Annotated in this window: 8 protein-coding genes; 1 reads left to right on the forward strand and 7 read right to left on the reverse strand. The window is 36.0% G+C overall.

Translation table 11 applies throughout. From position 1 onward, the window contains the following. Positions 1-13 precede the first annotated feature (13 nt). Together EZJ28_RS14625 and EZJ28_RS14630 are read right to left on the reverse strand one after the other, a co-directional pair. Positions 14-2,962 (reverse strand): PAS domain S-box protein, encoded by a 2,949-nt coding sequence (locus tag EZJ28_RS14625; protein WP_131399205.1) that lies wholly within the window; start codon positions 2,960-2,962, stop codon positions 14-16. A gap of 68 nt (positions 2,963-3,030) precedes the next feature. Continuing rightward, positions 3,031-4,389, reverse strand: coding sequence for a capsule assembly Wzi family protein (locus EZJ28_RS14630; protein WP_131399207.1), 1,359 nt, complete (start codon positions 4,387-4,389; stop codon positions 3,031-3,033). A 77-nt stretch (positions 4,390-4,466) separates the two neighbouring features. Here EZJ28_RS14630 and EZJ28_RS14635 point away from each other — a divergent pair, with 77 nt between their 5' ends. Next, positions 4,467-5,207 (forward strand): tyrosine-protein phosphatase, encoded by a 741-nt coding sequence (locus EZJ28_RS14635; RefSeq protein WP_131399209.1) that lies wholly within the window; start codon positions 4,467-4,469, stop codon positions 5,205-5,207. Here EZJ28_RS14635 and EZJ28_RS14640 read toward each other — a convergent pair. The 5 genes from EZJ28_RS14640 to EZJ28_RS14660 are packed head-to-tail and all read right to left on the reverse strand — an operon-like array spanning position 5,204 to position 12,019. Next, the gene (locus EZJ28_RS14640; protein WP_131399211.1) at positions 5,204-7,606 is read right to left on the reverse strand and encodes a polysaccharide biosynthesis tyrosine autokinase; all 2,403 of its coding nucleotides are present in this window, start codon (positions 7,604-7,606) and stop codon (positions 5,204-5,206) included. The genes EZJ28_RS14635 and EZJ28_RS14640 overlap by 4 nt on opposite strands. Before the next feature lie 3 nt (positions 7,607-7,609). Further along, positions 7,610-8,383, reverse strand: a complete 774-nt coding sequence (locus EZJ28_RS14645) for a polysaccharide biosynthesis/export family protein (protein ID WP_131399213.1) — start codon at positions 8,381-8,383, stop codon at positions 7,610-7,612. Positions 8,384-8,388: 5 nt separating this feature from the next. After that, positions 8,389-10,356, reverse strand: coding sequence for a nucleoside-diphosphate sugar epimerase/dehydratase (locus EZJ28_RS14650; RefSeq protein ID WP_131399215.1), 1,968 nt, complete (start codon positions 10,354-10,356; stop codon positions 8,389-8,391). A 16-nt stretch (positions 10,357-10,372) separates the two neighbouring features. Next, complete coding sequence (locus EZJ28_RS14655; protein ID WP_131399217.1) at positions 10,373-11,527, reverse strand: DegT/DnrJ/EryC1/StrS aminotransferase family protein; 1,155 nt, start codon at positions 11,525-11,527, stop codon at positions 10,373-10,375. A gap of 3 nt (positions 11,528-11,530) precedes the next feature. Further along, positions 11,531-12,019, reverse strand: a complete 489-nt coding sequence (locus EZJ28_RS14660; protein WP_131399219.1) for a transferase — start codon at positions 12,017-12,019, stop codon at positions 11,531-11,533. Positions 12,020-12,035: the final 16 nt, after the last annotated feature.

Here is a 12,035-nt window from a genome sequence, read left to right on the forward strand (position 1 = left end):
GGGTTCTTTAGGGTTATAAATGTTCTTCTGTCTTCGTGGCTATTTGTTTAATAATCTTATCCAGTTCATAGGCTGAATTTAAAATATTTTGGAGCAATTCGTCCACGTTATCCAGGTCATTTTTATAATTGAGAAGCAGGTCCACCAGACCCAATACTTTCGCCAGAGGTGCTCTTACCACATGCGACTGAGTCCAGGCTATTTCCTTCAGTTTTCTATTATGCTCCTCTATTGCAAGAAGATGTTTCTTCCGTTCGGTTATATCCTGCAGAGAGCCGATAATTCGTTTGGGGTTCTCCTCATCATCAGTAATAACATAACTTCTGTCCAGTATATATTTATATGAGCCGTCCTTACATCTCATACGATATTCGGTAGTAAGATTCCTGATTTTGTGTCTCCTCATTCTTCGGGCAAGCTCCTTAACTCCTTCCAGATCTTCCGGATGGATTTTGTCATCCCACCACGCTCCAGTTTTACCAATTTCATCAATAGCATATCCAAGCATTTTAGTGGCAGCTTTATTGACTGTCACCTCATCCTTTTCAATATCATAATCGGTTATAATATCACTGGTGGCCTTTGATACCACTTCATAGCGTTGTACACTTTCAAGAAGCTGACTCTTTTGCTTTACAAATTCTGTGATATCCCGGGAATTCATAACAATTCCTCCCACCGCATCATCATTTTTAAGATTGGTGATTATCGTCTCTATCCAGCGCCATTGATCATTAGCATTCTTAATTCTATAAGGAGGTAACTGGATTCTTTTATGGGTTTTCAATCCGGCAAGGTATTCATTTACTTTAGGAAGATCCCTTTTATGAATATAATCCAGGAAATTAGTCGCGTTCATTTGGCCAGGGTCCATTCCAAAGACACATTTAGAAGCCGGACTATTATAAATATAATTATAGTTGCAGTCCATTATAGAAATAAGATCAGAGCCCTCCTGCACAAGTGATTTAAATCGCTTCTCACTATGCCTCAATTTCTCTTCCGCCTTTACCATGGCGGTAATGTCATTTACAAGGGATACCCTGGCTTTTATTCCGTCATAAATAAGAGGATTGCTCTTCACACTAACATAAAGGAATCTGCCATCTTTGGTAATATGTTTTACCTTTACATTAAAGAAATCGTTCTTATTATCGTTTACAACTTTTTTAATACGTTTTTCCTGCTTTGGAGCCCAAAGATCTTCCACGGTCATATTAAGAAATTCTTCCCTGGAAAACCCATACAGATCTATAGCAGCCTGATTAACACTTAAAAACCTGAGATGCTCCCTATCCAAAACCCACATGGGCATAGGGTTAATATTAAAAAGACTTTTATATTTCTCTTCAGATAACTGGAGTTTAGTTTGTATATTATTTTTCTCCTCTATTTGTACAGCTAATTGTGCATTAGCTTCCTTTAGAGGTGTAATATCAGTTCCGAATACATATACAATATTCTCATCTTTAAAGAAACGAGAAAAACGCCAGGAGATCCATAAATAAGTTCCGTCCTTCTTTCTGCACCTGATCTCAAATTTTTCATCTGGAACGGCTAGATCGTTCATAGCCTGATAGACTTTTTCCAGGTCTGCGGGATGTACAAAATCCACAAATGGCCGGGATAAAATTTCATCGCTGCTATAACCAAATTTATATTCAAAAGACGGGTTTACCACTTTTACAAAACCATCAAGCCCTACTACAGCAATAAGGTTTAATGAATAATTAAAAAAATTACTCAGCTGATCCTGGCTTCGTTTGCCCTCAATAACTGAAGCTATTTGTATTGATATCTCCTGTAAAAAATCAACTTCGATCTCTTTATCTTTTTTTACAGAGCCAAGGCATAAAATAGCAACTATCCTATCCTGAAAGATTACGGGAATGCCAACAGCCGATTCTATTTTACCTTTTCCCTCCAGCACCATGTTATTCAGCAATGGATTGCTCCCTCTTATAAACTGAATATTCTTCGATTCCCAGACCGCTCCGGGCAGTCCTTCCCCAACCTGATAAGTACTACCCCGCTCCTTTCCAAACAGATCCTGATCTTCCGGCCAGAAAGCCGTACGGATAAGATTATTTCCGTCCATACTCATTTTGTAAGCTTCTCCATAATCAAAACCTAACCGGGTGCAGAGCTGCTTAAGTGTATGGATCATGGATTCCTTAAGCTCTTCAAAATCACCAAAGCCCTTCATAATCTGGAAGACAAGTGCTTTTTTCTTTTCCTGATTATAAGCGGTTGTAACATCTCTGGCTATACCTATAAGCCCTGTAACAGTATTTTCTTCATTTTTTAACGGGACTTTAGTTAGCAGTACTCTTTCCTCTTTTCCACTTGTAGTAATAACTACATCCGATCTGTTAATAACCGGATTTCCGGTTCTCATTACCTCCTCATTATCTGCTATAATTTTTTTTCCCTTTTCTTCTTCGAAATAATCTAAAGGAGTTTGACCTTTATAGATGTTTTCCTGATTCTTATTCAGAATATTTTCAGAAAACTTCTTATTAAAAAGAACTGATCTATGTTCCCTGTCCTTTACAAAAATATAATCGGGGATATTATCTATAATTTTCTGAAGCATTAGTTTTTCCCCGTTGAGGGAATCTTCCTGAGACTCTAGCTTTTTAATAGAGACCGAGAGACTGGAAAATTGATCATTTTCATCCAGAACCGGTGAGAGAAAAATTTGATAGCTGCCTAAATCTGAAGAAAATGAAATATGACATATTTCTAAACTTCCGCCAAATGCTTTGTCCAGCTTATCTTCTACCTTTCTGCTTTGATTACCAAAGAGACTAGGAAAATACGCATCTTCGTGCAGACATTTCTTCAGAATTTTCTCACAGAAACTTTGGGCGGCTGAATTAAAAGCCAGCACCTTAAAACTTCTACCGAGCCTGAAAAAAGCCTGAACCTTCCTCTGAGAAGTATCAGTCTTCGAATACAAGGTTAACAGGTTAAATTATAGGTTGATTGGGCTGGAGATGAAAATACAAAAAAAATATAATTTCCTATCTAAAAAATAGCTTTTGTGAAATTTATCCCCACTCCCAAATTAGGACTTTCAGTCGGTGAGATATCATAACCCAATTGAGCTTTAACTTTATATGCTGAATTTATAAAGTCAAACTCCACTAAACCAGAAAAAATCTCTTTATTATTTGGATTATTGGTATCTGTGAGGCCATAATCTCTATAACTTAAAATAAGACGGTAGGGAATACTTTTAAAAAATTCACCTTTTAAACCTAAATGATGAACTAACAAAATATTATTAGCAATCCTAAATCTGTTTTCATTAAGCAGTATATATGGCACTCCAACAACCTGATTATCATACGTCCATCCTGAACGATAAAGATTATTGTTAAAATAATTATCCCCTCCGTCCACTTCCGAACTTTTTCTGCTCCTACTTTGATTTTTTGTATAATAAAATTCGTACATCAACGCCTTTAACCAGGATGTTCCCCAAAATGTATCGCGGTTATCCTCGATGTATAAAGCATATCTCCCATCAGGGAAATTTCCCATTTTCATTCCGGAGGCATCCTCAAAAATATGATTGTATAAAAATTGCAAATCCAATCCATTCAGCTGGGATTTAAGCCTTATTTCATAACTACCAAGTTGGTTTCCAAGAGCATTTACTTCTTCTCCCCCCACTCCATTATCACCGGCCATACCAAAAAAAACCCTTGTATAATCAATAAAAGAATTGGGGAGTTTTCCATAAGTAGGAGAGATACCAGCCCATTGTACATAATGCTGAACCCCCAGAGCAATTTGAAAATCATTCGGACTTTTATAAACCAAATGAAAACTTTTATGGTGAAGTCGAGTCTTTTCTACATATCTATTATCATCCATTAAATATTCTTCTAATTCTGCCATAACTCCGATCCCATGTTCCTTCCCCAAAAAAATGGGATATCTGGTATAAATTTGTAAGCCGGGCATAGCCCCGGAATTTAATGACCAAAGAATATTTTCATTAGTAGCACTTAACCCTTGAAATATATCTTTCTTGTGTTTTTTGCCCAAAATCATTCCGACTTTTCGAGAATTAAATTCAAAATAAACTTCGTCCAGTTTTATTCCATCCTCAAAGCCATCCTTATATAAAGTTCCAATCCCTAGCTCAATATGAGTTGAATCTCCTATCTGTAGTATTCCCGAACCTGTCAAAAGTGTCGATATATGACTTTTTTCATCTATTCTACCCTTTTTATTTGTATGCAGCCAAAATGGAGACCTCTCATTGGAATAAACCTGCCCTAACCCTTCAAAATTCAACTGGTAATCAATCCTTTGTGCTGAAACTTCAAAGCTCAGAATTATAAAAAAAAATTGTAGAAATAAGTTTAGTCTCATGTAACAGATCTAGGAACGATGCAAATATTACTAATAAGAATTTAAATTATGTAATTTTGAAAGCTAAAATAGAATGAATGTTTCCCATATTTCAAAGAAAAATCTACTTAATAGACCATCTGGAAGGAGTTACTGATTTTCATAATCATATTTTACCTGGTATTGATGACGGAGCACAAACAGTAGAAGAATCTTTAGAGCTAATTAAAGGCTTTGAAGAAATTGGTATAAGTAAGTTTGTTGCTACTCCCCATATAATAGGTGAATATTATCCAAATACACCAAGAACTATTAAATCTGCACTGAATCTTGTCCAGAATAACATAAAATCACAAGTTAAAATCTGTGCTGCTGCAGAATATATGATGGATCAGCATTTTGTTGAATTTATTAACAATAAAGAACTTCTTACGGTTGTAGGTAAAAAAGTACTGGTTGAAATGTCATATTTTCAACCGCCTCTCAATTTAAAAGAAATACTCTTTACTCTTCAAAATAATTCTTATTCCCCTATTTTAGCTCACCCAGAAAGATATACTTATTTACATTCAAAAAGTTTGGAAGGATACAAGGATCTGAAATCACGTGGATGCAGATTCCAACTAAATATGCTTTCTCTATCTGGCCATTACGGTGCCTCCATTCAAAAGACCTCTTTTTACCTTATAGAAGCCGGACTGATTGATTTTATATGTAGTGATGTCCATAAAAAAGAGCACCTTGAAAAGATTAAAACAATAAGAATTCCGAAGAAATATTCAGAAAAGATAAAAGCAATAATAGAAAACAATATAGATTTATTCAAATCTACAACCTAGCTAAATAATCTTCTTTTCAATCTTTTCCATCTGCTTTCTTTATCAACCCCATAACCATAACCATAGCCGTAGGAATATCCATATTGAGCGCCATAAGAAAACTTAGAGTAATCCACATCGTTAAGAATTACTGCAAGACCTTTTAGTTTACCCTGTTTTTTAAGGTCTTTGGGAAACTCTAGAAGATTTTTTTCCGTAAAATCGGCTCGTGTTACATACAAAGTATAATCAGCAAGCTGACTAATAAGTAAAGTATCGGTTACGATCATTGTAGGAGCCGTATCAACAATTACATAGTCATACCGATTTCTGGATTCTTTGATTAATTCTTCCATACGGTCGTTCATAAGTAATTCAGCAGGATTTGGAGGGATTGGACCAGAAAGTATAATATCTACGGATATGCCATCATCCTTAGTTTCTGAAATAATATCTTCAGTGGTTAAATCATAATCATATAAGTAGTCTGAGAGTCCTCTTTCTTGAGCTCCTTCTGTGGCGGCAGTATATCGGTGCAGTTTTGGATTCCGAATATCCGCACCTACTAACAATACCGATTTACTAGTACTAGCCAGGGTTCTAGCTAAATTATAAGAAATAAATGTTTTACCTTCTCCTTTGATGGTAGAAGTAACAAATATCACATTACCTATTTCCTTATTTTTATTCTGAATTAAATAAGCAAGGTTTGTTCTTAAAATCCTAAATGACTCTGCCAAAGGTGAACGATCATTCACATGAATTATATCGCTCTGATCCGTACCTATCCGAGGAACTTCCCCTACAAATGGGACCGATTTCAATAAGGAACTCAAATCTCCTTTATGATGAACTTTAGTGTCCAGGAAGTTCTTAATAAAGATAATTAGTATGGGAACGATAAATCCTAAAATTAAGCCTCCAGCTAATATAAGCCAAGGTCTGGGATCTACCGGTTCATTTAAAGTGAAGGCCGAATCTACTACTCGGGCCACAGAAGCCGTAGCAGCAAAGGAAATAGCAGCCTCTTCCCGTCTCTGTAATAAGAATAAATATAATTGTTCTTTAATCTGTTGTTGGCGTTCAATACTTCGCATCCCTTTTTCCAATCCAGGGAAATTACTGAACCGATTTTGAGCAAAATTTTCTCTTTGATTTAATTCCCTAAGCTTTACATTGATGGATCTTCGTGTACTCTCAATATTTTCAAAAAGATTCTTTTTTAAACTGTCAAGTTGTTCAGTAAGATTTTCGACAATAGGGTTCCTAGAAGTTGAACCTTTAAGATACATATTCCGCTCCATAACCAGAGAATTATAGGTGCTAATAAGTCCAGAAACACCTGCATCCTCTATTCCTACTTCTGGAAGAAATTCATAATCCGCCTGATCTCTTAAGAGATCTTCTATGGATTTTAACAATTCTAATTGGGTTTCAAGTTCAAAAATCTGTTGCTCAGCCTGAGTAAATTTAGCTTGAAATTCGGAAGCTCCTGTTTCTACATTCATCAGGCGATTTTCCCGCTTAAATTCAGCTATTCCTCCTTCAACCGAATCTAATTCCGAAGTAATCATTTCGAGTCTCTCCTGAATAAAATTGGTAGTATTTTCAGCAACCTCCTGTTTATCTTTAACACCTTCCTCATTAAAACGCTCCATTAACTTATTCAAGAAATCTTCAGATTTTTTACTTGAATAATTTACCGTACTTAATGCCAAAATATCCTTCGCCTGACCCTTAGGTGCTATTAACAACCTTTGTATAAATTCATTAGCTACCTGCCTAACCGGCTTTAATTTTATGTTAACAGTACTTGTACGCTTAAAACTACCTTCTTCACCTCCTGACCTGGGTAGAATTGTAAATTGGATTTCATTCAATTTAATGACTTCACCAATCTCGTGAATATCGGAATAGTCCGAGCCCTCCTCTTCGAGCCTGAATGAGGTGTCAGAAACGGGTGTAATAAACAGATTCCCATAAGTCTCATTGACTATTGAATCTGGAGTAATAAATTCTATTAAAATAGGACTGGACTTGTAAGCTTCTACGGTTATAACATTCCCTTCAATAAAATATGAAATATTAAGATCGAGTTCATCAACTACACTTTCGACGAGTTGTTTTGATTTTAGCTTTTCGATATGGTTTTGAAGACCATCTCCCTCAAGTGAAAACACGGCACCACCTCCAGAAGGTAACGCACTCATGGCATTCTTCTTTTGTTCATCTACAATGATCATAGTTGCCTCTGTCCTATACTTAGGAAGAGTATATCGATTATATAAAAAAGCAAGTAATCCTCCCAATAAACATCCCAGCACCAGCCATTTCCAATGGGTAAGATATTTATAGATTTCGGTTTTTAAATCAAAATTGGATTCTTTGTTTTCTTCAGAAAATTCTGTGATGTCTTCCATAAATTAGAGACTGTTTATAAGCAAATATAGACCTATGACCGTAGTACCCAAAGATATTATCCCCTGATAACTGGTGAAAAAACCAGCTGATTTAACTGCCCTGTAGCTCGGTTCTACATATACAATATCATTTTGTTTAAGATAAAAATATGGACTGTTGAAAAGATTAGTTTCAGTCATATCTATAGTCCCAACACTTTTCACCCCATTTTGTTCCCTTATAATCGTTATATTTTCCCTTTTGCCATCATAAGATATATCCCCGACCATTGCTATTAATTCCGGCATGCTTACTCTACCATCAGATATTTGTATTCTTCCAGGACTATTTACTTCTCCCAGAACGGTCACACTGAAATTTACTATCCTAACATCAACGATTGGATCTTTTACATAAGCTTCGATTTCCTTTTCTAACTTTTTCCTAATCTCACCTCTTGTTAAGCCCTTTACATGCAACTGGCCAATAACCGGAAAATTAATATTCCCTTCAGGGTCAACCAAATAACCGGACAGAGAGGATCCCTGTCCTCCTCCACCGCTCTGTTGGCTCTGACCCTGGCCTTGCATTTGAAAAGGTTTAACAATCTCTTCATTGACAGAGGAAGAAGAAACATTAATTCTTAATACATCATTTGGCTCTATTACCGGTTCATAATTAAGTATATTCTTTTTGCCTTCTAAACTCTTTACATTTTCAAAATAAACTATCTCATCCTTTGTGGCACAACCTATTAATAAAGTAGTGCAAAAAAGCAGAATTGAAATTTTCTTCATATAGTTTAGTCTCTTTTTAATTCTGTTATATTATCTAAATGTTCGTACAGGGAATTATTACTTTTAAATTCCGGAATCAATTCTTTTAATTTTGCGACTACCTTATCATTTTTTAATTTACTGGCAGATTTGATGATTTTCTCGACCTTTTCATTGATCATTATATAATCACGTACCACTTCCTGCCCTATCATGATCTTTTTATGATGTGTAGGTAAAGTTTTACATTCGTCATTCAGCAATTCTTCATATAGCTTTTCTCCCGGTCTTAAGCCGGTAATTCTAACTTTAATATGTTTATTGGGCTGATAGCCCGCAAGTTTTATCATCTTTATTGCCAGGTCCATAATTTTGACAGGTTCTCCCATATCAAATACAAAAATTTCTCCTCCTTTGCCCATAGCACCCGCCTCAAGCACTAGCTGACAGGCTTCTGGAATCGTCATGAAATATCGTATAATATCAGGATGAGTTATTGTCACCGGTCCACCCTTTTCAATTTGTTTTTTAAATAATGGAACAACTGAACCATTAGAACCTAAAACATTCCCGAACCTTGTAGTTATAAACTTAGTCTCTCCCCATTCCTGTTTCTTTTGCTCGTGGTAAAGTGACTGCACATACATTTCTGCTGCCCTCTTTGAGGCACCCATCACATTACTCGGGTTAACAGCTTTATCGGTCGAAACCATTACAAAATGTCCCACCTTATATTTTACAGAAAGATCTGCCAGGTTTTTGGTGCCATTTATATTAACAGATATTGCTTCATGCGGATTGCTTTCCATCAAAGGAACATGTTTATAAGCTGCGGCATGATATATTACATCAATTGTATGGTTTTTAAAGAGTAATTCCAGTCTTTTCTTATTTCCTACATCACAAACAATAACCTTGAAATTCAGGTCGGGAAATTTAGTTTCTATTTCCAGTTGCAAATTATGTAAGGGAGTCTCGGCTTGATCCAGAATAATCAGTTTTTTGGGATTATAATCCGCAACCTGCCTTACTATTTCACTCCCTATTGAACCCGCCGCTCCGGTAACCAGGATTGTTTTTCCTGTAAGTTGCTCTATTTTATTCTGAACTTCTAATTGAATAGGCTCCCTTTCCAGTAAATCCTCAATCTGCAAGGTTTTTATTTTTTGGGTAATCGGTTGATTTTCATCCCAGGAAGAAACAAGCGGGGCGTTATAAACTGCAATTTCATGTTCCAGACATTCTTCGACTAACTGAAATTTCTCTTCTGAGGTAAAAGTGTTTTCCGAAAAAATAATGGCATCCGCCCCAAGCAACTTTACTTCCTCATGTATCTTTTGAGTATGCTGTAATACCGGTTTATCCAGTATTCTTAAACTTCGGTGAGAACTCTGGGTCAAAAAACCAACAATTTTAAATCGCTTGGGATGCTCTATATCTAAGGCACCCGCAATAGAAATTGCATTTTCATCAACTCCGAGGATCACGGCTTTTATAAGGGATTCGTTTTTTTGTAAAACCTTGAAATATTCATAAATCTGCTTGACACCTAGTCGGAACAAGAATAGAAGTGAGAAAGAAATCCACAGGTTTATTAATAAGCCTCCAACGAGAAATAGTTTTTCTCCAATAGTAAAATAGCTGACATAATTGATTGTAAGCAAACAAACAAAGGAACTAATTGTAGCCAGCAACAATTTGAACGCATCTATGTTGGAAGAATATCTTATAATTCCCGCATATGTCTTGAACACATAAAAGAAAATGATGTGTACCGCGACAATTAAAACGGTCTTATCAAAGTAACTTATATAATTAAAGGCGCCAGGAGCTATATCCAGAAGGATCAGAATAGTTAGAATTGTAGAAACCGTAACAAGGCCAATATCTATTAAAAGGACCGCCCATCGTGGAAGATATTTAATATTTCTAATATCCAATGCGTTATCCGGGCCAGTAAGGATATTTTTAAGGGCTCTATTGAGTTTACCCATAATCTAATTTTAGTAGCTATTTTATAAAACAGTTTAAAATGGCCTCTTTGATCCTTATTCTGTCATTATCCGTCAGATTCGAACCACTGGGCAAACATAAACCATTTTTGAACATTCTTTCGGCAATTCCTGTGCCGTAATATGGATACTCCTTAAAAACAGGCTGCATATGCATCGGTTTCCAAAGAGGGCGACTTTCAATATTTTCCGATTCTAAACACTTCCTGAGTTCTTCACGGCTTATTCCATCAGTTTTTAACTCATCAACTTCTATGACCGTTAACCAATGATTGCTAAAATAATTATTTGATGGTTCTTCAAAAACTCTGACTCCCTTAATCTTATGGAATAAATTTACATAAAATTGAAACATCTCCCGCCTGGCCTCAACTCTTTTATCCAAAACCTGCATTTGCCCGCGTCCTATTCCAGCACAAATGTTACTTAATCTATAATTATAACCTATTTCGCTATGCTGATAATGAGGTGCATCATCCCTTGCCTGAGTTGCAAGAAAGATAGCCTTTTTTTTAGCTTGGAGATCCTTTGTGATCAAAGCCCCGCCTCCAGAGGTGGTAATTATTTTATTTCCGTTAAAGGATAAAATGGAGTAATCTGCAAAAGTACCACAATAATCATCTTTATATTTACTGCCTAATGCCTCTGCGCTATCCTCTATCACAGGAATATCATATCTCTTTGCAATACTATTTATTTCATCTACTTTATATGGCATTCCGTAAAGGTGGACCGCTATGATGGCCTTAGGCTTTTTTCCAAGAGCAATTCTATCTTTGATGGCAATTTCCAGTTGTTCTGGACAAATATTCAACGTATCCTCCTCACTATCCACAAAAACTGGTTTGGCTCCTAAATAAACAATGGGATTGGCTGAAGCCGCAAATGTCATGCTCTGGCAAATAACTTCATCGCCTCTGTCAACTCCCAAGAGGATTAAAGCTAAATGAAGAGCTGCAGTACCCGAACTAAGTGCTGCAACTTCAATTGCAGATGCGTCATTTTTGGTCAGGTACTTTTTAATGTCGTTTTCAAAACCAGTGACATTTGGCCCAAGCGGAGCGATCCAGTTCTCATCGAAGGCCTTATTAATATAACTTAGTTCTTCTCCTCCCATATGTGGCGAAGAGAGCCATATCTTATCTTTTTCCATATATTATAGATACTTTTCTTCTGAGGACCTCTCCTTGACTTTTTGTATGGGCACTCCGTATGCCAAATAATTATCCTCAATATTTTTATTAACTAATGCACCGCCACCAATTACGCATTCTTTACCAATAGAAATATAATGCAAGATTGACGCTCCTATGCCTATCGCTGTAGTTTCTCCAATAACCACTCTACCACCCGTTGTAACTCCCGGACTCAAACTACTATAATTACCTAGAGTAGAATCATGATCTATTGAAGACTTTGTGGCAATAAAGCAATGATCCCCTATATTTGAATCATTATTTATAATAACTCCTGCCATAAACACGCTTCCTACACCAATTTTTACGTTTTTCCCAATTATTACTGAAGGATGAATAGCATTAATGAAATTAAAATTGGGAATTAATTGATTGATTTCAATAACTACGCTTTTTCTTGTCGCAATTGGAGATAATTTTACAAGAAAAAGCGTAGTTATTGAAATCAATCAATTAATTCCCAAT

This window comes from Gramella sp. KN1008 (genome assembly GCF_004332155.1).
Classification (GTDB): Bacteria; Bacteroidota; Bacteroidia; order Flavobacteriales; family Flavobacteriaceae; genus Christiangramia.